Origin of the sequence: Pseudomonas sp. GM33, from assembly GCF_000282295.1 — a bacterium.
Taxonomy (GTDB): domain Bacteria; phylum Pseudomonadota; class Gammaproteobacteria; order Pseudomonadales; family Pseudomonadaceae; genus Aquipseudomonas; species Aquipseudomonas laurylsulfatiphila.
Genome location: NZ_AKJO01000069.1, coordinates 16,354 through 37,630, shown reverse-complemented (window position 1 = coordinate 37,630; position 21,277 = coordinate 16,354). Strand labels below are relative to the sequence as shown.

The following is a 21,277-nucleotide window of genomic DNA, read 5'->3' as shown; positions in this document are numbered from 1 at the left end:
AGGACGCAACCATGAATCCAAAGAACTTGATCGCCGCTGCGCTCGTGAGCGCGTTAGTAATGGGCGAATTGGCAATGCAGGCCTCCGCTCAGGAAGTCAGCTTCAATAAACTCGCCGACCTGCCGTTCACGCAAGGCCGACCCACGAAGGAGGCCGCGCAGATACTACGCGACGAATTGCTTTTTCAACGGGCGACACAGACGTATCTCTGGGCGCTGCCTTTGATCAACACCCTCGGCATGCAGGTGGGCTCGGAAAAGACATTCGGCGCTGGCTACAACGTCTTGCCGATCTGGAAGCGCAGACTTGACGCCAAGACCCTGGTGACGACCCCCAACTCCGATGTCCTTTACGCGATGAGCTACATCGACTTGGGAAGGGATGGACCGCTGGTGATGGAAGCGCCGCCTGAGTTGCAAGGCATCCTGCTGGATGTCTGGCAGCGTCCCATCCCGGTCGATGGTGGCAAGTTCTTTGGAGACGTTGGTCTGTTTGGACCGGATGAGGGAAAGGGCGGCAAGTTTCTCCTCTTGCCACCCGGCTACAAGGGCGAAGTGCCGGACGGCTATTACGTGTACCGCTCTGCCACAAACAATGTCTTTGTCTTTCTGCGCGGGTTCTATAAAGACCCGAAGAATCTGACGCCGGCGGTTACGCATCTTGAACAGACAAAGATATATCCACTGAACGGCGCGGCCGGGGCGAAACCGATGACATACCCCGATGCCTCCGGCGTCCCGGTCAACATGCTGCCGAGCAGCGACGGCAATGCCTTCGATCAACTCAAGCTGCTCGTGGACAGTGAAGGCGCCAACCTCGCCGGTCCCGATTGGCTCGGCATGCTGGCGGCGATCGGCATCGTCAAGGGGCAGCCCTTCAATCCTGACGCGCAAACACGCGAGATCCTCGATCGGGCCGCCAAGACCGGCTACGAGATGAGCCGTGTCATTGGCTTTTCAGACAAGGCGAATGGTCTCTCGTATAGAGTCTATCCAGACCGCCAGTGGCTTAATCCTTTCGCCGACGGTACTCCCGCAAATCCGGGCGGGTCGAAGAATGACAGTTGGGAAAATGTCGCCGGAGCCTATCCGTACCTGGCCCTCGATGCTCGAATCTGGATGTTCACCAACTACTACTCGATAAGCCCGGGAATGATGTCCCAAACCCCAGGCAAGGGTGCCAAATATATGATCAGTTTCACCGACAGCGGGGGCACGCCCTTGTCGGGTGATACCAGCTATCACCTGAGCCTGCCGGCCAACATTCCTGCCGCCTTGTTCTGGTCGGTGACGCTTTACGATGCCGCCAATGCTTCCGGTCTCGACAACGGCCAGCCGTTCCCCTCGCTCGGTTCGCGTGACAAGCCGGTGCAAAACGCCGACGGCAGCACCGACCTCTACCTCGGACCCAAAGCACCCGAAGGCAAGCAAGCCAACTGGCTCGCCACTGTGCCAGGCAAAGGTTATTTCGCCATCATCCGACTTTACGGCCCGAAGGAACCCGCTATCGATAAGAGCTGGAAGCCCGGTGATATCGAGCAGGTGAAGTGACGTTGGCCTGTCGATGTCGGGAGGTAAACATAATGCGGATGAGATCACCAACGAGGGAGGCTTTTAGCCGAGACCCTAGAGTGGCAATTTCTGACCGATTTCTGCCCGTTGCGAAGGGCCACAACGCATTGTCAGGCGCATTCCACGGAATGCTCCATTTAAAGAATTTCACCCTCGGGCGCACGGAAGGCCTTGCTGTAGTAGCCGGATTGGTCGAAACAGCAAACCTGCTTCTTGCCGGATGCAAGCATATCGCAAGCATCACCAATTCGTTTTGCGCGCGTCTTGAGTTGCTTGGCTGAAGTAATCCAATGTATCCAGTCTACTCGTGCGATGGTCGTCGTATTGTTCCAAACCTTACGAGCCTCAGGAGTGGCTTCCAGAGCCTCCTGAAAATCGGCTGGGATGTCTGGCTCGGGTTCTTTCTTCACAGGGGTTAGCTCTAGTGTAACGACATCCCCAACGGCTATGCCTGCGGCTTCGAGTAACTCTCTACTGACCTGCAGCCAATGGCTCAGCTGACCATCCGGCTCAAGGGTCGCCTGGAAAGGGTGCCCATTGATTGTGCCTTCAACTGTCGTCCTTCCTCGCCTCGGAAGCTGTTCACTCGCGTCTCTTGGCAGTACTAAGAACGCCCACGATGCATCATTACCCGGCTTTGCCGGACGAAGAAGCTTTGCTTCAAATCGGGATTTCACATCGATTGTTGTCATCGCAACTCCTCCAACTCATACGCCTAACTACTCACTCGCGGTATCACCTTCGGATTTAAACGCGACTTGGCCCTGAGAAAAGCGCGACATTGATAAGCCAGCATGGCTCAGCCCGTTCCGAACCCCTCTCAGGCGGGGAACCGGGCTATCCAGTGCCTGGCAATCTCCTCGCGCCGGCAGATCCACACCGCGTCGTGGCCTTGCACGTAATCGAGAAAGCGCGCCAGCGCCATCGCACGACCGGGATGGCCGCTGATCCGCCCATGCAGGCCGACGCTCATCATCTTCGGGTGTTGCGCGCCTTCCTGCCACAGCAGGTCGAACGCATCCTTGAGCAGCCGGAAGAAGTCTTCTCCGCAGGCGAAACCGTTCGGCAGCAGATAGCGGGCGTCGTTGTTGACCAGTGTGTAGGGGATCACCAGGTGGGCGGGTGAGCCCGGGAGCCAGTAGGGCAGGTCATCGTTGTAGGCGTCCGAGCTGTAGAGAAACCCGCCTTCCTCGCGCAACAGGCGACGGGTGTTCTGGCTGACCCTTCCTGTGTACCAACCGACGGGGCGTTTGCCGCAGGCCTGCTCGATCACGTCGAGGGTGAGGCGGATATGGCGCCGCTCCTGGTCTTCCGGCATGTCGCGATAGTCCAGCCAACGGTAGCCATGCCCGGCAATCTCATGCCCGGCTGCGCAGAGCGCCTGGCCGATCGCCGGGGTGAGTTCCAGCGCCCGGCCGACGGCGAAGGCGGTCAGCGGCAGGCCTCGGGCGCGGAACAGTTCCAGAATGCGCCACACACCTGCGCGCGATCCGTATTCGTACATGCCCTCGACGCTCAAGTCCGGTTCCCCCACGCGCGGCGGGCGGCCCGGTAGCTCGTGAAGCCAGGCCTCCGACTGGGGATCGCCATTGAGCAGGCAGGATTCCGCGCCTTCTTCGATGTTGAGTACGAACTGCACGGCAACGCGCGCTTCACCGGGCCATCGCGGGTGGGGTGGACGGCCGCCATAACCGATGAGGTCGCGGGCGGACATCAGCCCAGCTCGAAGGTGGTGACGCCGAACACACGTTCGTGCGCGATCGCCGGAGAAGGGCCGAGGTACATGCGTGCGCAGCCGAACACCTCGGTCATGCCCTGTTGGTGCACGAGCGCCATCGCGGCGGGGTTGTTCTCCGGGGCATCGAGAAACAGTGGGCCACCTTGCGCAAATTCCGCCAGGCGCGCGTAGAGGGCATTGGCCGCCAGGGCGTCATCGGCGAACAAGGGGCCGATCTTGCAGCCTTCCCGGCAGCGCCTTATCACGCCATAGCCGCTCAGCCTGCCCTCGCGCCGGCAACCCACGGCGAGTGCATCGGCCTGGGCTATCCACCCGCTCAGGAAGGTTGCGCGCGGGGCGGGGAAGCAGGTGCGGTCGTAATCGACCACCTGATCGAACGGAAAGGCGGCCAACGGGACGATGTCCTGGTCGTCTGCCTGGGAGGTCGTCGGGCGCTCGGTGACTTCGGCACGAAAACGCAGGTTGCGATGGGAGAAGACGAAACCACCCTTGGCGTAGTAGTCCTGCATCGCGAAGACGCCGTCCATGCCGATGCTCGCGCCCGGGTGCAGGCGGGCGAGGAGTCGCTCGCGGCGTGCGTGCCAGAGGGTATTGCCCAGGCCCTGGCTGCGGTACTCAGGCCGGACGATGAAAAAACCCATGAAACCGAATTCGCCATGGTAGGAGGTGATGGCGCCGCCGCCGATCAATTCGCCGTCCCGGGACGCCGCGATGAAGGCGGCAGGGTCCGTGGCCCAGAACAGCTCGGCATCGTGAAGGCCGGGATTCCAGCCCTCACGGGCAGCCCACTCGACGAGTTCGTCCAGTTCGGGACGGGTCATGTTGCGTATGACCAGCTGATTCGACACCGTGAAATTCTCCTCAGACGCTAATCGAGCGTGTGGTCCATCCCCGCCCGGAACCCTTTCGGTATAGCTTCAACCCGAGTATTGATCCAGCTCGTCACGTCGCCTTGAGGCGTTCAGCGGGGCGCTTTCAAAAAGCGCTGTTCATGATCAGGATCCGGCAACAGGCAGGTGTCGTATTTCCCGAAGAGGCGATAGCGATTGAGCGCAATGCGGTCGTAGGCCCAATCTCGAAGTGGGCGAGGGATGATGCGCAATAGGTTCACGGGGCGCCAGATTGCGGGCAACTGGGCAAAGATTTCGAAAAATGCTTGCGAACGCTCCCAGTAGTATCGGTCGCGGATCACCGCCATGCTGTGGAATTGATCCATGGGCAAACCTGCCCAGGCGAGCAGAGCCTGCCCCTCGGGTGACTGAACCGCCGCCAACCGCACGCGCCGCTGACGGTCATGGCGAATCACGAACCTCACCCAGCCATTGCACAGCTTGCAGACACCGTCGAACAACACCACCGTCTCACCGGGTTTGAGCAGCGGCGCGGGGGAGGGGAGGATTTTCGAGGCTGGCATGAGTGTGGGTCCAAGGGCGCCTGGGTATCCCGGATCATAACCGCGTGCCGGCGGTGAAGTCTGTGCGCGACGATCCAGTAACGGTGGGTTCCGTAATTGGTGCAGCACGTTCAGCCGATTGGGGCGCTTTGGTCGACAGCATCGGTGCGCTCCACTACTCGAATGCCTTTTTCCGCGAGCGCTTGCCGCACTGTCACTTGGTAGGCATCTATTGCACCGCGTAGCCAGGTCTCAAATTTTTGGCTGGCCGGTGAGTTCGGTCTTGCCTTGGGTTTGAACAGACTGTAGTTCTGCGCGCTGACCAGGCCCAGCGGGTAGGGAACGATCAGCTCGCCTGTTTGGATGGCGGGCAATGCAAGGAAGCTGTCGCCGATGGTCAGACCGCCACCTGATGCGGCGACCGATAGGCACAGGGTGGTTTCGTTGAACACTGTCTGCTGGCGACGCGGACCGCCAGGATCCAGCCCGGTCAGGGTACACCACTCGTCCCAGACATCGTAATTGGCATCGATCAGGTAAGGCGCTTCGCAAGGCTTGTGGCCCTCACCTAAATAGGTTTCTGCAAAGCTGCGGGTGCAGACCAGAACGTCGATCCAGCGGCACAGCTCAGTCTCTTCCAGCCCTCCGCCCGCCCTGGCTCCATGCATACCATAGAAAATTCGGAAGTCGAAATCCTCATCGAGGCGGAAGCTAAAGTTGTTTTCGGCGGTGATTTCTACGGATATCCCGGGATTGGCAACCAGAAACTTCCCAACCTGGCCGGCCAGCCAGCTTGACGCGAAGTCACGGCAGACCAACACCCGTAGATGCTCTCCCCGCCGTGCCCGGCGGCTGATGGTATCGGTGGTCAGCTGAATCAACTCGAAGGCTTGTTGCAGGGCCGCAAACAGCTCGCGGCCCGCCGAAGTCAGGCGGATCACATTGCCCGTGCGCTGGAGCAGGGCGCAGCCCATGTCGCTCTCCAACTGCGTAACCTGTTTTGACACTGCTGGACGCGTTACATGCAGCTCTTCCGCAGCGGACGAAATGCTATTGAGTCGGGCAACGGCCTCGAAGGCGCGAAGCGCGGTTAGCGACTGATGTTTTCTCAAAGGGGGCGCTCCGTAACCTGAAGTGACTCAGGCTGAAATCTTGTCACTTGCCCGTATAGGAGCCTGACTTTAGCTTTGACGTCAATCCCAACACGCAATTCCGAGGTTTCATAATGCTCCTACCAATCCGTTTTTCTTCGACTGGCCCAAGTGACTGGCAGCAATTGCCGAACGAGGCTCTGGAACATGCCGAGCTGATCGAAGGCCGGCCGATGGGCCTGGATCATGCCTACTTCTGCCGTAGCGAGCCACCGGTGAAGTCGGGTATCTGGCGTTGCGAACCTTACACCGAGCGTTACGAGAACTATCCGGCTGATGAGTTCATGGTGGTACTGGAGGGGGAGGTCACTCTCGAAGCAGACGGTTTCTGCGAAACCTATACCCAAGGTGATTCCTTTCTGGTGCCCAAGGGGTTTCGTGGTGTGTGGCGTCAGCCAGTTCCGATGCTGAAGTTTTATGTGATTGTCGGTTAGCCAGCTGAAGAGTTGGGTGTGAGTCATAACAACCAATCGCAAAGCGCAAACTGAGCAATCGCTCCTTTAAACCAACCCGGACCCTGAACCTGGCGCGGACATTGCCGAGCGGGGTGAATGGGTCTGCCTCCAGCATTACGTCTGTGGGAATCATTACCATGTCGACTCTAAAGCAAACATCGTTATCCAGCCCGCAAGACGAAGGGCGCTATGACTACATCATCGTCGGTGCCGGCGCAGCCGGTTGCGTTATGGCCAATCGCCTTGGTGAAGACCCGGACTTGCGGATATTGGTGATCGAGGCGGGTGGCAGCGATGCCTCGCTCTTCGTGTCGATGCCGGCCGCACTGTCGATCCCGATGAACACCAAGCGCTTCAACTGGGGCATGAAGACCGAGCCGGAGCCTGGCCTGGACGGGCGGCAAGTGAACCTGCCCCGTGGCAAAGGGCTGGGCGGCTCATCGTCGATCAACGGCATGTGTTGGGTTCGCGGAAACCCCATGGATTATGAGCTATGGGAGGCGCTGGGTGCCGATGGCTGGCGCTGGTCCAACGTGCTCCCTTACTTCCAGCGTCTGGAAAACGTCGAGGGCGGAGGCTCACTGCGCGGGGTCAATGGGCCGATGCACATCAAGCGGGGGCCGGAAACCAATCCACTCTATCGGGCCTTCGTCAAAGCCGGGAACGAGGCCGGCTACGCTTTAAGTGACAACATGAACAATCGGCAGCACGAAGGCTTTGGGCCGATGGAAATGAACGTTTGCGACGGGCGCCGCATGAGCGCTGCCCGGGCCTATCTGCGACCTGCCATCGCCCGGGGGAACGTACGTGTAATCAAGGGCGGCCTGGTTGACCGAGTGATGTTCGATGGCCGACGAGCAACCGGTGTTTTGTTTTCGGTAGCGGGCAAGCCAGCCCGAGCCATGGCCACGCGGGAAGTCATCCTGTCAGCTGGGGCCATCATGTCTCCGGTGATCCTCAAGCGCTCGGGCGTGGGACCTGCGAGGGAGCTCGCGCAGCAGGGTATTGCAGTGATCCATGACTCACCCGAAGTGGGCGAAAACCTGATGGATCATATGGAGCTCTACCTTCAGATGGAGTGCACCCAGCCGGTTAGCCTGTTTCCCACCCAGAGCCTTCTGGGCAAGGCCAGGATCGGTATCGAGTGGCTCGCTACCCGGCGCGGGCCTGGTGCGACCAACCACTTCGAGAGCGGCGGTCATATTCGCAGCCGGGCGGGCATCGTTTATCCCGACATCCAGTTTCACTTCCTGCCGCTGGCCATCTCCTATGACGGACAGACACTCGCCGCCGGGCACGGCTTCCAGGTGCATGTCGGCACAAAGCGTTCGAAGAGCCGCGGTTGGGTCAGGCTGCGTGACGCCCGTCCGGAAAGTTTGCCGCGAGTACGCTTCAACTACATGACCCATAGCGATGATTGGACGGAGTTCAGGGCCTGCGTTCGCCTGACGCGGGAAATCTTCGCTCAGCCGGCCTTCGCCCCTTATCGGGGTCGAGAACTGGCCCCGGGCGCGGCAGTGCAGGACGATGCCGCCATAGATGCCTTTCTCAAGCAGAAGTTGGAAAGCGCCTACCATCCCTGCGGCACTTGTCGTATGGGCAGCGACGAAGCTGCGGTGACATTCCCCGACGGTCGGGTGCGCGGCGTGGAAGCGCTGCGGGTGGTAGATGCCTCGCTGATGCCCGCTGCCACAGCTGGCGACTTGCAGGCACCAACACTGATGCTGGCCGAGCGGCTGTCCGATCTGATCCGTGGCCGTCACCTGCCGGAGGCGCAGGGCGCCGAGTTACTGGCAGATCCGCAATGGGCCACCCGGCAACGCGGCTCCAATATCACCCGAGACTATTCCGGCGAGCGAAATCGGCTAGCGGCCGCGTTATTGGAAAATGCCAAGGGACAACAGCTGCCGATGGTGGCGGGTTGAGTCACAGCGTTACCGGGCAACGAAGCTACGCATAATCGAGCTTTCGTTCTGCTTTCAGCTGTACAGGTAATAAACGTTACTGCGATTGACCAGCAATTGGAGGGTGCCCCGGAAAGTTTGATGAATGAAGCCTCAGTGATTCAGCCCCGATCAATCTCAATTAGGAAAACAAGAAAATGGGAACGACATCAAACGGGAAAACAGCCACGGTGACGCCTGTCATTCAGCAGGGCCGACTCGATGGTGCGGAACGGCGCTCTGTAGATTTCGTACCGGTGGCGGAGCGCCATGGCACGGTGCGACATCTAGGTGCGGTCTGGTTAGTTGCCAACATCAATCTGACCGCAATGGCTACCGGCGTTACCACACTGGCGCTTGGCGGTTCACTGTTCTGGACTCTGGTTGCCACCGTGTTCGGTTCACTGTTCGGAACCCTTTTCATGGCTCTGCATTCTTCGCAGGGGCCTCACCTGGGTCTACCGCAGTTAGTTCAGTCCAGAGCACAGTTCGGATTTTTAGGGGCCGCGATCACGGTGTGGGTCTTCGCCTTTGTGAACTACTTCAACTACAACGTCGCCGACGCGATCCTCGCAGGATCGAGTCTGCATTTCCTCCTCGGGATTCCAACTTCCTGGGGGTTCCCAATCGCGGTATTGATCGCCGGCACCTTGGCGCTGTATGGCTACCGGTGGATCCATCGGGTTAACCGATTCCTGGTCGCACCGCTGGCCTTGACGGTCGTGATACTCACCTTTGCTGCGGTGGCGCGGGGCGGGATTCCTTCGGGTGCTTTCACTCCGGGGCCCATTCAATGGCATTCGTTCGCGACCACCTTCGTAATCGTCGCAGGTTTCCAGCTTGGTTGGGCGCCATACGTATCGGACTACTCCCGCTACCTCCCACCCACCGTTTCCACTCGATCGTCGTTCCTGTGGACCTATCTGCCTTCAGCGATATCAGCGCTATGGGTGATCGGCCTTGGCTCCTTGCTCGCGGCAGCGACCCCCGGCGTCTCCGTCATCATGGCGATCGCGCAAGGTGGCGACGCCCTGATGGCAGGAGGTGGTCGAATAGCCGTCGCATTGTTGTTCATCGGTCTTCTGGTGGTGATGGCGCTCAACGCTTACGGAGGCAGCTTGACCCTGATCTCGATCGTCGACTGTTACCGTCGGGTCCGGCCATCGTTGTTTTTGAGGGGCATCACAATCGTCGCGATGACCCTGTCCGTAGGCTTTGTCGCGGCAATGGTCGGGGAGGAACAATTCAATGTTTTCTACGGCAACGTATTGGTATTTCTGGCCTATCTGTTCACACCATGGACTGCAATAAACCTGGTGGACTTTTATATCGTTCGCAAGGGGTGTTATTCGATCCGCGAACTCTTCAATCCGGCCGGTATTTACGGCCGATGGGGATGGCAAGGAAACGTCGCCTATATCGGAGCACTGGTGATGATGGTGCCGTTTTTTGTCACCGAGCCTTTCACTGGATGGATAGCTCACCGGATGGGTGATATCGACATCTCGATGTTTGTAGGTCTTGTAGTCGCAAGCCTCCTCTATTTGCTCACATCTCGGACTCTTGATTTGAGCTACGAGCGAAGCCTGGTGGAAAAAGAAGGAATAGCTGAATAGCTGGCGAGCTATGAAGGCAGCCCGATGTTTCGGGCAAAGAATTTATCCCTATCGACACGAAAAAGTAGAGTTAGAACCATGACGACAACCGGCTGGATTTGGGACGAAAGATTTATGACTCATGACACGCGGGCTTGGAGCCTACCGTGGCAGGAACCCATCGACCATCCTGAGAAGGGCGATACCAAGCGACGCTTCGCAAGCCTCGTCAAGCGAAGCGGCCTCGATCAATACCTTGTTCCGTTAGCATTCAGCCCGGCCTCGGAGTCCGATCTATTGCGGGTACACACTCCGGAGTATGTCGATCGAATCCTGAACCCGACCGGTCCTGTCTGGAGCGATGCAGGCGACGGTGAAACGCCCGTCGGACCAGGGTCGGCAGACATTGCCAGACTTGCAGCAGGCGCTGTCATCTCGGCGTTCAATGCAGTCGTATCGGGTACTGTGACGAACGCCTACGCGCTCATTCGACCGCCAGGACATCATGCAATTGCCAGTCAGGGGATGGGCTATTGCATATTCCACAACACCGCGGTCGGAATCCGCCATCTGCAGCAAACAGGAGCGGTGAAACGAGTCGCGGTCATCGACTGGGATGTTCATCATGGTAACGGGACCGAGACCCTTTTTTATGACGATCCGTCAGTGCTGACGATTTCTCTTCACCAGGACGACCTTTACCCCATCGGACGCGGAAAGGTACAAGACATCGGAACGGGTCCCGGAATGGGTGCCAACCTGAATATTCCACTACCCGCAGGGTCGGGCCGAGGGGCCTACCTGGGCGCATTCGAGCGTGTCGTAATGCCTGCGGTGCGCCGTTTTCAACCGGATCTCATCGTGATTGCGAGCGGATTTGACTCCGCTGCGATGGACCCCTTTGGCCGCCAACTCCTGTACTCCGGGGCATATCGCGAGCTGACGACTCAGGTAATGAATCTGGCTGAAGAAGTGTGCAAATCGCGGGTCGTCGCTGTGCATGAGGGGGGCTACGATCCGTTGATGGGGCCATTCTGCGGTCTCGCCGTGGTTGAAACACTTGCAGGGCGGCGAACCGCAGTCGAGGACCCATGGATGAACACAGTCGCGAATCTTCCGGAACAAGCTTTGTTGCCGCACCATGACGCAGCGATACGAGCGTGTGAACAACTTCTCACGGGAGTACCTGATGGGTCCAAGAGCGCGCAATAACGGGGAATTTCAATAGCCTTCCACCGAAGGGGCAGCCATTTGGCGATGAGGCGCCAGTGCTGACAAGCGCTGCGCCTCGACAAGACTCAGCCCACTGCCTGCAACCAGTTAAGTAAATCCATTTCCAGGCTGCCTGGCTGAGGGGGGTTGGGAGATAACAGGCAATAGCGTGTGCCGTCTTCAATAAATCCTAATGGCGCGGCTAACACGCCGCTCTGGATATCGTCGCGCACTAAGTGCCATGGGCCAATGGCCACCCCGAGGCCTGCGACAGCCGCCTGGATGCTGAAATAAAAGTGCTCAAAAGATTGCATCTCCATGGCAGGAGCGGGCAGTCCTTTTGCAGTAGCCCACTCCTGCCAAGCTGTAGGTCGGCTATTAGTCTGAAGCAGCGGGGCCGAGGAACGCAGGCATTTCCTGCTTTTGCCAAACCATTGATCTACCTTTTCCGGCCGGCATACAGGGCCGATCTTCTCAGAGAATAGGGTCTCGGCATGATAGTCGGAGGGGCGAGGAAAATCGTCTCGCCGAATGGCCAAGTCGATGCCATGGTCGAATGAAAAGATGCCGCCGCCGGCCACTAAATGAATGTCCAGCCCCCGATGTTGTGTTTGGAAGTCGCTCCAGCGAGGGATCAACCATCGCATTAACAGTGTTGGCTCGCAGGACAGGACAAGCTGACGGGTACGACGGGCGTCGGTGCGTATCTCGCGAACGGCCTGGTTCATCAATCCAAACCCTTCACTAACTGCTTTCACCAGGCGTTTGCCGGCGTCAGTTAAAAAAACCCTTCGGTTACGCCGCTCGAACAGGTCAACGCCCAGATCCTCTTCAAGCAAGCGCACTGCTCGACTTATGGCACCTGGTGTCAGGTGCAGTTCGTCAGCCGCGCGGGCGAAGTTTTCGAGCCGTCCGGCGGATTCGAAGCAACGCAACGCGAGCAGAGAAGGCAGGCGAGCCTCGGTGATTAGTGATTTGAAGTCACTATGTTCATCAGAAATCATCGTTATTACCAAAGAGCAGGATCTGTAAACATCGCTTTCTACTACCAATAATTGAAGGGTGTCGCATGAGCGAATGGATAGCAGTAATCACCATTACAATACTCGCATGCATCAGTCCTGGGCCAGATTTCGCCATGGTTTCTCGCAACGGATTGCTACTGTCTCGACGGGCGGGCGTCCTCACAGCTGCAGGAATTGGTATGGGGGTGCTTGTCCACGTCTGCTATACGCTGCTCGGACTAGGGTTAGTGCTTCAACAAACGCCTTGGTTGTTCAATGCGCTGAAGCTGGCTGGAGCTGCGTATCTCGTCTATCTAGGCATCCAGATGCTTCGTTCCAAGCCGGCTATCGAACAGCTAGACGCACCGCCGCCCGCCATGTCCGATCTGGCAGCTCTGCGGACGGGATTTCTCACGAACGCGTTGAATCCGAAAACATCGATCTTCATCGTCAGTCTGTTCATGGGTGTTATACAACCGGACACCGCCCTGACAACGCAAATTGCATATGGGCTGTTTATCGCTGGGGCGCACGCAGTGTGGTTCAGCCTCGTCGCGCTTTGCTTTTCAGCGGGAATGGTGCGCGAGAAATTGGTGGCTGCACGGCTATGGATTGACCGAGTTTTTGGCGGCCTGCTCGTGAGCTTCGGGATATTACTGACAATCGCTCAGCGTTCAGCCTGAGTTGAATTAGCCTTTGCGCAGGGCCTTTCAAGCACACCGCCTGTTCGAGTTGTTTCTAGACCTGACTCTTTTGTGTATGAGTCTTTACTTGGGCAGTTTGAATGACCGCTATTCGGGGTGCACTGCCAAAGCCATTCGATTATATGAGCAGATGGGCCTGCTGAGCCCGCAGCGCCGTGGCAGTTATCGGTTGTACACGGCCCATCACCTGACGCAGGTGCAGATGATCCGCACGGCCCAGGCGGTGGGGTTCAAGCTGGGACGGCGGAGCCTGAAATGGACAAGGCAGGGTAGGGGTTGCCCCAAGGGACAGAGTCAAGCGCGGGCGTCAGGACCCGGCACTTCAAGATCATCGTTTTTGTGAAATCACACCCCCCATGTATTGATTCAAATCGCGCAGATCCTTAACGCTCCATGCGTGCGGCGATAGCTTTACGCCATTCTCCCGCAAGGTTCCTGGAATCAAGTCGCCATTTGGGCGAAGTATTATCGAAGAGACAATCACGCCCGGATAATCATTCAATCGCTTTTTGAAAGCGGACGTTGTCAGATCAGGCGTAGGTGGATTGCTTTTATTGGCCAGTGGTCCTGTTGCCTTGAGATCTGTTCCGTGGCACATGCTGCATCGCTGTAGATAGAGATTTTTTCCATTGGCATTATCCGCGAAGGCCAGTGAAGTTTGAGTCAGCGATAAAATTCCCAGCGAAGCGATGAACAGTATTTTCATTGTTTTTATCTTCCTTGATGGGCTCAGCGTCGATCGGACGCGATCTGGTGCGCGGGAAAGATATCAGCCGTCGCGTCGGCCCCCAAGCGGTCTGATCGACCCTTGGCTTGGGTCGATCGGCGATGAGTACGGCATCGAAGCCCAAATCGCGGGCAGCACGGCAGGTACTGTCTACGCAGTATCGAGTTTTCATTCCTGTCACGTGAGCAGACCCGGGATGAAAGTCGTGTCATGCCTGTTCTCAGGCCCGATTGTGTGTCCCGGGCCGAGCGGCCAGTTGCGATCGGGGCGTCAAGATGGCCAAGGCAACCGTCACGATGAAGAGCGCCGGCACGTCACCTGCCAAGTGCCCCATTTGCCCCGGCTGGGTGACCGTCTGGACGGCCATGATTGCTCCGTGTACGGCGCTGGACCACACGGTGAACCAGATCAGGCTCAGATGGGCTAATGGATCACGTGCAGCCAGGATCAAGAACACGCCAAGTGTGGCGTAGATGCCAACGATCATCATCGGGTAGTCCCAGTGACCGACGTGCCAGGCCCAGCCGGACGGCCAGAACAACATGAGTGGGTAGAGAGCAAGGCAGGCGAGGCCAGCCAAAACCAGGGCGACACGCAAATACCTGAGGCGATCGACTAAGGTCATGGCGGACTTCCTCATTGGGCCTGACTCTAAATTGACCCCAAGTGGGGTAACAACGCCTTTACGGGCTTGGTGGATAACAATCTGCTCAATCAGTTCCGGCAGTAGACCAAGCATAGGCCTCGTTGCTTGGTGGTGCACGTGTGCCCTTGTAGGCGCTGCCGGAGGCTGCGATCTTTTGATCTTGCTTTTGCGATCTGGAGATTGCTGAGGATCAAAAGATCGCAGCCTTCGGCAGCTCCTACAGATATTTCGTTATCTGTGTCCCCCCCGGGATTCCTTGAAGAACCTTAGTTAACCATCACCTCGTCCAGCGCCTGCTCGAGGGTGCTGACCGTGCGCTCGATATTGTGCAGCTTTTCGAGTCCGAACAGACCGATGCGGAAGGTCTGGAAGTCGGCCGGTTCGTCGCATTGCAACGGCACTCCGGCGGCAATCTGCAGGCCGTGGTCGGCAAATTTCCTGCCGCTCTTGATGTCGGCATCATCGGTGTAGCTCACCACTACGCCAGGGGCCTGAAAGCCGGCAGCAGCCACGCTTTTGATGCCTTTGCCGGTCAACATTGCGCGCACCCGGTCGCCCAGCGCCTGTTGTTCGCTGCGGACCTTGTCGAACCCGTAGGCTTGCGTCTCTTTCATCACTTCGTTGAATCGCGCGAGGGAATCGCTGGGCATGGTCGCATGGTAGGCATGTCCACCCTGTTCGTAGGCCTGCATGATCTGCAGCCACTTTTTCAGGTCGCAGGCGAAGCTGCTGCTTTGCGTCTGTTCGATGCGCCCGAGGGCCAGGGAACTGAACATCACCAGGGCGCAGCAAGGGGAGGCGCTCCAGCCTTTCTGCGGTGCGCTGATCAGCAGGTCGACTGCGCATTTGTGCATATCAACCCAAATCGTGCCTGAGGCGATGCAGTCCAGCACGAACAGGCCACCCACCGCATGCACGGCGTCGCCGACGGCCCGCAGGTACTCGTCGGGGAGGATAATCCCTGATGAGGTTTCAACATGGGGGGCGAAGACAATCTGCGGCTTGTGCGCCGCAATGGCTGCCAGCACTTCGTCCAGAGGAGGTGGGGCGTAGGCCGCCTGGCGACCCGTGTCGACCGGTCGGGCTTTCAGCACCGTGGTGGCCGCCGGGATGTTGCCCATCTCAAGGATCTGGCTCCAGCGATAACTGAACCAGCCGTTGCGTATCACCAGGCATGGCTGGTCGGTGGCAAACTGTCGCGCCACCGCTTCCATGCCGAATGTGCCGCTGCCCGGGACCACCGCAACAGCCTGGGCGTTGTAGACCTGTTTCAGGGTCGTGGAAATGTTCTTCATCACGCCTTGAAAAGACTGCGACATGTGGTTGAGCGAGCGGTCGGTGTAGACCACTGAGTACTCGACCAGCCCCTCGGGATCGATACTGGGATATAGCTTTGACATGGGGTGACTCCTTTGACAGGGATCTCAGTGGTATCGACCCTGCCCTAAGCCTTGGCAAATGACAAGATTGCTCGGGATTGAATGGCGACTTCTGTCGAGCGGTTGGCATCATCAGATCGATTGCCGGGCGTAGTAATGCTCGCAGGTGGCGGTTGAGTTATGGGGGAGTGGGCCTTGAAGTGTGCCCCAGAGATCAGGACCGGCATTGGTTTCGCTGCGGGTGCGCCCCTGCAGCGCTCACCTGCAGTCCTTAAAATAGCCTGGTGATTTCATTCAGGATCCGATCCTGGGTTTGAGTACTTGGCCTGTGGCGATAAGCTACTGCGAGAAAGGCAACGCCTTCGTAGTCGCAGCGAATCGAAAAAGTCATGCCTTCACGCAACCCATAGACTGATCTTTCTCCTGCTTCAACAAAATATCTCGCTTTCGTAAGAGCCGCTCTGGCGTGCTGCAGGCAACCCGTTTGGCTAAGTGAGTGTTGTAGCCAACTCGTTGTGATTCGCACAGACGACGTCTCGCTGTCATCGACAGGTGGTCGAGTAATTTCTTTAGTCGCTGCAGTCATGTTCTCGTCGCTGGTGCAAGCGGTCAGCCCCATTGAGATAACACCCAGTAGAAAACCAAGACGAACGCTTGAATGCTTGAGTGGATTTCGCATGGTGGGGCGTACCTGTGATGATCTGCAATGAATGAAGTGTCAGGCCGCACTTGCCGGTTTCCGTGCTGCCCTCAGGACTGCGGGTCGAACCCGAAGACGCGCAGTTCCTGGTCGCAGCGACAGGCCTTGGCGATGCGCGCCGCCCACGCGATGGCCTCATCGCGCGAAGGCAGTTCCAGTACGGTGAAGCCGCCGTCGAGCGTGGGCGCCCAAGGATAGCCGCCCATTGCAACCGTACCGTCGGCAGAGACCAGTACGGGCGGTACGTCGTTGTCGATTCCGCCGCCGAAGACGTAGACACCGGCGGTTTTCGCCTCATCAATCACAGCGTGTGAATCGCGGCGCACCGCTTCCCATTCGCCATCGGGCACTACCATCGCCGCGCTTGGAAAAGAGATCAGGTATTTGGCCACTGTGCTTCTTCCGGGAATTGATGGCGGTCGTGATGCCTGTGGGCGGCATGCACCGTCCAATGGGCTCGCTGGCTGCTCGGGCAAGCGTTTAAAGGCTAGCGCATTGGGCCGCCGCAAGGCTGCCGCTCGTCGGCGACAACTCCTGGCCGAAAGCTGCACGTTGCGAGGGACTGAATACGACCATGGCAGCCAGTCATTTGGCGCCTGCAATAGGTGATTGATACAAAATCCAGAATGACGAAGTGACGGTCATTCGGGGGGCAGGGCGGAGTGTTCGATTTCGCCTTGCAGCAACGCCAGGGCCCGATCGAAGTCGAAGCGCTCAAGCTGCTGCGCTACCCGGCTCAGACGCCTGGCCAATGCATCATCGAGATACAAGCGCCGTAACTCTTCAAGCGCCTCAATGGCGGCGGTGTCACTCTCGGCCAATAATTGCCCGAGCCGGGTGAGCCGGTCACTGACTTCCGCCTCGTGCTGCGGCGACTGCGCCCCTGAAGCCGTTTTTTCCTCGGGCAAAAGCGCCAGCGCGCTCAATACGGGTATCAAGCACTGCCTGACCTCGGTCAAGTGAGCGTGCACGCCATCGCTCGGCTCGCCAGCCCGGCACGCTTGTTCCAGCTGGGCTGCAGCCTGTGCCAGCGCCCTGGCGCCGATGTTCCCCGCGTTACCACGCAACGTGTGAGCCATTCGAACAGCCGCCGTCGGATCGGCATCGGTGATTGCCGTTTTGAACTGTTCGACGAAATTCTGCTGGGTCTCATGGAATGTGCGCAGCAGTCGCAAGTAAAGGGCAGTCTTGCCCGAGCAGGCAGCCAGCCCGGCGAGCTGATCGATACCTGCAAGCTCGGTGGGCAACTGTCCGGATGTCTCGGCAACGCTCGTCTCCCGCGCCTGGCCGCCACGCCCGGGCCGTGGCTTGATCCACCTGGCCAGCGTGGCGAACATGCTGTCTACATCCAATGGCTTGGACAGGTGGTCATTCATGCCGCAGGCCAAGGCGCGTTCGCGGTCCCCGGCCATGGCGTCGGCGGTCATGGCGATGATCGGCAATGCCGCGAAGTTCGATTGCTGGCGAATCCTGCGGGTCGCGGTATAGCCGTCCATCACCGGCATCTGGCAGTCCATCAGCACACCGTCGAAATCGCTGTCCCGGGCCAACCTGTCGAGGGCCTGTTGGCCATCGAATGCCAGCTCGAGCTCAATGCCTGCCTCTTGCAACAGGTCGCACGCCAGTTCCCTGTTCAGTTCGTTGTCCTCCACCAGCAGCAGGCGCGCCCCCTTCAGGCGTGCCATGTTGTCAGCGCTCTGCTCGTTGCGTTCATGGGCGCGGGTAACGGTTTGGGGCGCTTTGCCGAACACTGTGCCTATGGCTTCGAGCAAGGTGGACGGCGTGACCGGCTTGGTCAGCACCACCGGCAGATGTACGTCCTGGTGCCTGGCCTGTTCAAGTAACTCCTCGCGATCAAGGGCGGTGACCATGATGACCGACGGTGTGCGTGCCAGATTGGCGCAGCGCATCTGGCGGACGGTCTCCACCCCATCCATGCCCGGCATCCGCCAGTCCATCAGAACCAGGTCGAAAGGCAGCGAATCCTTCTCGGCCTGCGCCAGCATGCGCAGGGCCATGCGACCACTTTCGGCGACGTCCACTTCGACACCGAAACTGTGGGCCATGCCCGAAAGAATTTCCCGCGCACTGGCGTTGTCATCGACCACCAGCACGCGGATGCCCAGCAGTTCATCGGCGGTGAACATGCGTCGCGCCGTCGCCGCTGCCTGCAGGCCCAGACTTACGCAAAAGTGAAAGGTCGAACCGCTGCCCAGTGTACTTTCGACCCAGATGCGACCTCCCATCATCTCCACCAGACGCTTGGAAATCGCCAGGCCCAGGCCGGTCCCTCCGTACTTGCGAGTGGTGGAACTGTCGGCCTGGATGAAAGACTGAAAAATTCTCTGGCATTGCTCTTCGCTCATGCCAATGCCCGTGTCGCGCACCCAGAAATGCAGCTCGACCTTGCCCTCGTCATTCCCGGTGCGCTCGATGCCCAGCACGATTTCACCCTGTTCGGTGAACTTCGTCGCGTTGTTGCCCAGGTTGGCCAGGACCTGGCCCAGCCGCAGCGGGTCGCCAATCAGTGCAGTCGGCAGATCGGCTACCGTGCTGTAGAGCAGTTCCAGGCCTTTATCCTCGGCTCTCAGGCCCACCACATTGGTGAAATTCTCCAGCACGTCTTCCAAGCGGAACGGAATAAGCTCCAGGTCCATCCTGCCGGCTTCGATCTTGGAGAAATCGAGGATGTCGTTGATGATCCCCAGCAGGTTCTCCGCCGAGCGATGCACCTTCACAATGTAGTTGCGTTGCCGGTTATCGAGGTCGGTGCGCAGCGCCAGGTGACTCATGCCGATAATGGCGTTCATCGGCGTGCGGATTTCATGGCTCATGTTGGCGAGGAATTCGCTCTTGGCCCGTGTCGCCTCTTCGGCGATCTCCCGGGCGTGCTGCACTTGCGCCTCGGCGGCCTTGCGGTCGGTGATATCGTAATACCAACTGGCGCTGATATTGCGCTCGCCGAGTGTCAAGGGTACGGCCGAGAGCAAGACCTCGAAACGTTCTCCTCCATCGCGCTGCAGGCTGGCCTCGAAGTTTAAAACCGCGCCCTTGGCGGCTGCGGCCAGGAAGCGGTCATGTGCCTGTGCGTCGTACCAGAAGCGACTTTCATCCATCTCGCCCAGTTGCTCGCGGCTGACGCCGAACAGGCCCTCAAGCTCCGGGTTGCAGTAACTCAGGCGGCCATCATCGCCACGGATCAGCATGGCCACCGGACTGCTGTCCAATACCGCACGCAACTGCGTTTCGCTGGATTTGAGCGCCGCTTGCATCTGCCGTCGCTCGCTGACATCGCGAACCGAAGCGCAGATGCATGTGCCACGCCCCTCCAGAAGCGGTAAGTGCGACAGGCCGATCTCCACGGAAAACAGGCTGCCATCCTTGCGAAGTCCCTTGAGGTCATCGAGTTTCGCGCCCATCTGCCGGGTGCTGCCATGGGCGATGAAGCCATTGCGCAACGCCACATGCCGACCGCGCGCCGCGTCAGGCACCAGCCGCTCGATGGTCTCGCCCACCAACTCACCTGTGGCATAACCGAACAGCGTGTCCAGTTGCGGGTTGGTCATGAGGATCTCGCCCTCGGCATTGATGACGATCATGCCGTCCGGTGCCGCCTCGAGGATCGCGCGGTACCAGGCCTTGGTGGCACGCAAGGCAGTCTGTTGTGCCTCCAGCTCCTTCGATTGCAGCTCCAGGCGCAAGGCCTGCTGACCCATTTCATCGGCCTGGCGCCGGGTCTCGCTCAGCAAGGATTGCACCGCCAGATGACGCTCCATCACCGCCATGGCTCCGGCCAGGCGTGGCATGGCCTCCTGCAACAGCGACTGTTCACGGGCCCCCAGCGCTTGATGACCCGCCAGTTCGAGCACGCCGAGCAGACGCTCACCACGCAAAACCGGCTGCACCAGCAGATAGCTGGCCGGCACTTCACCCAACTGCGAATGCAACCGTCCGAGCGGCTGCGTCAACCCCTGCAATTCGCGGGGCGCACGATCCAGCGCGCATTGTCCTAGAAGGCCGGCTCCCAGAGCCACCGTCGGCGCCGGCGGGTAATCGGGATCGGTCGCGTAACCGCCAATCAATTGCAGGCTTTGATCCTGCTCTTGCAGGCTATAGAGCACGCCCCGGCAGATGCCGAGCATGCTCGCCATATGCCGCAAAAAGACCTGGGCCAGCTCCTGCGGCGTTTCCGATTGTGGCAAGTCGGCCTGGAGTTGCTCGGTTTGTGCCTTGACCCAGCGTTGGCGTTCCAATTGTTGCGACTCGGTTTGCAGTGTCGCGATGGCACGCGCCAGATCACCGGTTTCATTTTGCAGGTCGGTATGGGGAATCGTCCCGTCCAGTCGGCCGGCGGTCAGCTCGTCAACGGCGGCGCGAACCCGGTAAAGGGGCAGGCGAATCGAACGGCTGATCAACCAGCCCATCAGCAACGCCAGTGCCAGGCCGCCCAGCAGCAATTGATAAGTGAGCCGGGTGCTGCGCCCGGCAAAGTCTGCGATCTGTTTGGCCGTGTCATGAATGGAGGCCTGTTTGATTCGCGCCATCTCCTTGAGCAAGTTGTCCCCTCGCTCATCCAGCCCCTGGAACCCGACGCTATTGATCATCCGCAAGGCTTGCGCTTGATCCCCAGCGGCAAGTTCCAGTGCTGCCTCACCGTCGTGCAGCAAACGCTTCAGCAAAACCTCGAACGTGGCGAATCGCTCCTGGTTTTCCTCGCGCCAGAGGGTCGGTTGTGTCTGTAGCAGCGCCTCTTGAAGATGTTGTCGAGCCTCACGAAATTGCTCGACGCCCTTGCTACGATCATCTGCGTTGTTGCCGCCGACGGCATGCTGCAATCCCTGCATGAGATGCGACATCTGCACCCGTGCTTCCTGCAAGGGTTCGATGCCCGCCAACTCATGCTGGTACAGCCTCTGCATATCCGCTTTCAACAAATCCTGGGTACGCAGGCTCTGCACGCCGAGTACCAGAACCAGCGCCGCTAGCGTCGCGAAGCCGAGGATCAGCTTGATACGAAGAGGCAGGCGTTCAAGCTGAGCGAGTACTCGGGTCATGGCAA

At 59.1% G+C, this 21,277-nt stretch carries 19 protein-coding genes and 1 pseudogene; 7 read left to right on the top strand and 13 right to left on the bottom strand.

Annotated features, from left to right (window positions below; genetic code table 11):
* Positions 1-11 precede the first annotated feature (11 nt).
* The gene (locus PMI26_RS19850; RefSeq protein WP_007973015.1) at positions 12-1,550 is read left to right on the top strand and encodes a DUF1254 domain-containing protein; all 1,539 of its coding nucleotides are present in this window, start codon (positions 12-14) and stop codon (positions 1,548-1,550) included.
* 158 nt (positions 1,551-1,708) lie between these two features.
* Here PMI26_RS19850 and PMI26_RS19855 read toward each other — a convergent pair whose 3' ends face one another.
* The 5 genes from PMI26_RS19855 to PMI26_RS19875 form a co-directional block, all read right to left on the bottom strand.
* The gene (locus tag PMI26_RS19855; RefSeq protein WP_007973013.1) at positions 1,709-2,263 is read right to left on the bottom strand and encodes a YdeI/OmpD-associated family protein; all 555 of its coding nucleotides are present in this window, start codon (positions 2,261-2,263) and stop codon (positions 1,709-1,711) included.
* Between the two features lie 128 nt (positions 2,264-2,391).
* Positions 2,392-3,285, bottom strand: a complete 894-nt coding sequence (locus tag PMI26_RS19860; RefSeq protein WP_007973012.1) for a polysaccharide deacetylase family protein — start codon at positions 3,283-3,285, stop codon at positions 2,392-2,394.
* Positions 3,285-4,157, bottom strand: coding sequence for a GNAT family N-acetyltransferase (locus PMI26_RS19865; protein WP_007973011.1), 873 nt, complete (start codon positions 4,155-4,157; stop codon positions 3,285-3,287). The genes PMI26_RS19860 and PMI26_RS19865 overlap by 1 nt, the downstream gene beginning before the upstream one ends.
* Positions 4,158-4,270: 113 nt before the next feature.
* Positions 4,271-4,723, bottom strand: coding sequence for a thiol-disulfide oxidoreductase DCC family protein (locus tag PMI26_RS19870; protein WP_007973010.1), 453 nt, complete (start codon positions 4,721-4,723; stop codon positions 4,271-4,273).
* A 110-nt stretch (positions 4,724-4,833) separates the two neighbouring features.
* On the bottom strand, positions 4,834-5,814 hold the full coding sequence (locus PMI26_RS19875) for a LysR family transcriptional regulator (protein WP_081500955.1): 981 nt from the start codon (positions 5,812-5,814) through the stop codon (positions 4,834-4,836).
* A gap of 113 nt (positions 5,815-5,927) precedes the next feature.
* On the opposite strand from PMI26_RS19875, the gene PMI26_RS19880 reads away from it, so the two are divergent.
* The 4 genes from PMI26_RS19880 to PMI26_RS19895 all read left to right on the top strand — a co-directional run bounded on the left by PMI26_RS19880 (position 5,928) and on the right by PMI26_RS19895 (position 11,058).
* Complete coding sequence (locus PMI26_RS19880) at positions 5,928-6,287, top strand: cupin domain-containing protein (RefSeq protein WP_007973008.1); 360 nt, start codon at positions 5,928-5,930, stop codon at positions 6,285-6,287.
* A 158-nt stretch (positions 6,288-6,445) separates the two neighbouring features.
* Positions 6,446-8,233: a choline dehydrogenase gene (locus PMI26_RS19885; protein WP_007973007.1), complete on the top strand. Its 1,788-nt coding sequence runs from the start codon at positions 6,446-6,448 to the stop codon at positions 8,231-8,233.
* Positions 8,234-8,409: 176 nt separating this feature from the next.
* Positions 8,410-9,867, top strand: coding sequence for a purine-cytosine permease family protein (locus PMI26_RS19890; RefSeq protein ID WP_007973006.1), 1,458 nt, complete (start codon positions 8,410-8,412; stop codon positions 9,865-9,867).
* A gap of 78 nt (positions 9,868-9,945) precedes the next feature.
* Positions 9,946-11,058, top strand: coding sequence for a class II histone deacetylase (locus PMI26_RS19895; RefSeq protein ID WP_007973005.1), 1,113 nt, complete (start codon positions 9,946-9,948; stop codon positions 11,056-11,058).
* A gap of 86 nt (positions 11,059-11,144) precedes the next feature.
* Here PMI26_RS19895 and PMI26_RS19900 read toward each other — a convergent pair whose 3' ends face one another.
* Positions 11,145-12,062, bottom strand: coding sequence for a LysR family transcriptional regulator (locus PMI26_RS19900; RefSeq protein WP_007973003.1), 918 nt, complete (start codon positions 12,060-12,062; stop codon positions 11,145-11,147).
* A gap of 65 nt (positions 12,063-12,127) precedes the next feature.
* Here PMI26_RS19900 and PMI26_RS19905 point away from each other — a divergent pair, with 65 nt between their 5' ends.
* Together PMI26_RS19905 and PMI26_RS30515 are read left to right on the top strand one after the other, a co-directional pair.
* Complete coding sequence (locus tag PMI26_RS19905) at positions 12,128-12,745, top strand: LysE family translocator (protein ID WP_007973000.1); 618 nt, start codon at positions 12,128-12,130, stop codon at positions 12,743-12,745.
* A gap of 76 nt (positions 12,746-12,821) precedes the next feature.
* Positions 12,822-13,109 carry a MerR family transcriptional regulator gene (locus PMI26_RS30515; RefSeq protein ID WP_081500958.1) on the top strand — a complete coding sequence of 96 codons (288 nt, stop codon included), beginning with the start codon at positions 12,822-12,824 and terminating at the stop codon, positions 13,107-13,109.
* On the opposite strand, the gene PMI26_RS30510 is transcribed toward PMI26_RS30515, so the two are convergent.
* The 7 genes and pseudogenes from PMI26_RS30510 to PMI26_RS19925 all read right to left on the bottom strand — a co-directional run bounded on the left by PMI26_RS30510 (position 13,095) and on the right by PMI26_RS19925 (position 21,272).
* Entirely contained in the window at positions 13,095-13,472 is a 378-nt protein-coding gene (locus tag PMI26_RS30510) for a c-type cytochrome (protein WP_081500954.1), read from the bottom strand. The two genes, PMI26_RS30515 and PMI26_RS30510, sit on opposite strands and share 15 nt — an antisense overlap.
* Positions 13,473-13,587: 115 nt before the next feature.
* Positions 13,588-13,674, bottom strand: a pseudogene (locus PMI26_RS31350) (isochorismatase family protein); the annotation flags it as partial.
* 39 nt (positions 13,675-13,713) lie between these two features.
* Positions 13,714-14,118 (bottom strand): DUF6632 domain-containing protein, encoded by a 405-nt coding sequence (locus tag PMI26_RS19910; RefSeq protein ID WP_007972998.1) that lies wholly within the window; start codon positions 14,116-14,118, stop codon positions 13,714-13,716.
* 287 nt (positions 14,119-14,405) lie between these two features.
* Positions 14,406-15,539 (bottom strand): aminotransferase class V-fold PLP-dependent enzyme, encoded by a 1,134-nt coding sequence (locus PMI26_RS19915; RefSeq protein WP_007972996.1) that lies wholly within the window; start codon positions 15,537-15,539, stop codon positions 14,406-14,408.
* Positions 15,540-15,789: 250 nt separating this feature from the next.
* Entirely contained in the window at positions 15,790-16,197 is a 408-nt protein-coding gene (locus tag PMI26_RS31345; protein ID WP_146094561.1) for a hypothetical protein, read from the bottom strand.
* A gap of 71 nt (positions 16,198-16,268) precedes the next feature.
* Positions 16,269-16,610, bottom strand: coding sequence for a YciI family protein (locus PMI26_RS19920; RefSeq protein WP_007972994.1), 342 nt, complete (start codon positions 16,608-16,610; stop codon positions 16,269-16,271).
* A 249-nt stretch (positions 16,611-16,859) separates the two neighbouring features.
* Entirely contained in the window at positions 16,860-21,272 is a 4,413-nt protein-coding gene (locus PMI26_RS19925) for a response regulator (protein WP_007972992.1), read from the bottom strand.
* Positions 21,273-21,277 lie beyond the last annotated feature (5 nt).

Bases quoted from the DNA above. Each gene is read 5' to 3' on its own strand.
- PMI26_RS19850 (WP_007973015.1), top strand. From the start codon at position 12: ATGAATCCAAAGAACTTGATCGCCGCTGCGCTCGTGAGCGCGTTAGTA.
- PMI26_RS19855 (WP_007973013.1), bottom strand. From the start codon at position 2,263: ATGACAACAATCGATGTGAAATCCCGATTTGAAGCAAAGCTTCTTCGT.
- PMI26_RS19860 (WP_007973012.1), bottom strand. From the start codon at position 3,285: ATGTCCGCCCGCGACCTCATCGGTTATGGCGGCCGTCCACCCCACCCG.
- PMI26_RS19870 (WP_007973010.1), bottom strand. From the start codon at position 4,723: ATGCCAGCCTCGAAAATCCTCCCCTCCCCCGCGCCGCTGCTCAAACCC.
- PMI26_RS19880 (WP_007973008.1), top strand. From the start codon at position 5,928: ATGCTCCTACCAATCCGTTTTTCTTCGACTGGCCCAAGTGACTGGCAG.
- PMI26_RS19885 (WP_007973007.1), top strand. From the start codon at position 6,446: ATGTCGACTCTAAAGCAAACATCGTTATCCAGCCCGCAAGACGAAGGG.
- PMI26_RS19890 (WP_007973006.1), top strand. From the start codon at position 8,410: ATGGGAACGACATCAAACGGGAAAACAGCCACGGTGACGCCTGTCATT.
- PMI26_RS19895 (WP_007973005.1), top strand. From the start codon at position 9,946: ATGACGACAACCGGCTGGATTTGGGACGAAAGATTTATGACTCATGAC.
- PMI26_RS19900 (WP_007973003.1), bottom strand. From the start codon at position 12,062: ATGATTTCTGATGAACATAGTGACTTCAAATCACTAATCACCGAGGCT.
- PMI26_RS19905 (WP_007973000.1), top strand. From the start codon at position 12,128: ATGAGCGAATGGATAGCAGTAATCACCATTACAATACTCGCATGCATC.
- PMI26_RS30515 (WP_081500958.1), top strand. From the start codon at position 12,822: ATGAGTCTTTACTTGGGCAGTTTGAATGACCGCTATTCGGGGTGCACT.
- PMI26_RS30510 (WP_081500954.1), bottom strand. From the start codon at position 13,472: ATGAAAATACTGTTCATCGCTTCGCTGGGAATTTTATCGCTGACTCAA.
- PMI26_RS19910 (WP_007972998.1), bottom strand. From the start codon at position 14,118: ATGACCTTAGTCGATCGCCTCAGGTATTTGCGTGTCGCCCTGGTTTTG.
- PMI26_RS19915 (WP_007972996.1), bottom strand. From the start codon at position 15,539: ATGTCAAAGCTATATCCCAGTATCGATCCCGAGGGGCTGGTCGAGTAC.
- PMI26_RS31345 (WP_146094561.1), bottom strand. From the start codon at position 16,197: ATGCGAAATCCACTCAAGCATTCAAGCGTTCGTCTTGGTTTTCTACTG.
- PMI26_RS19925 (WP_007972992.1), bottom strand. From the start codon at position 21,272: ATGACCCGAGTACTCGCTCAGCTTGAACGCCTGCCTCTTCGTATCAAG.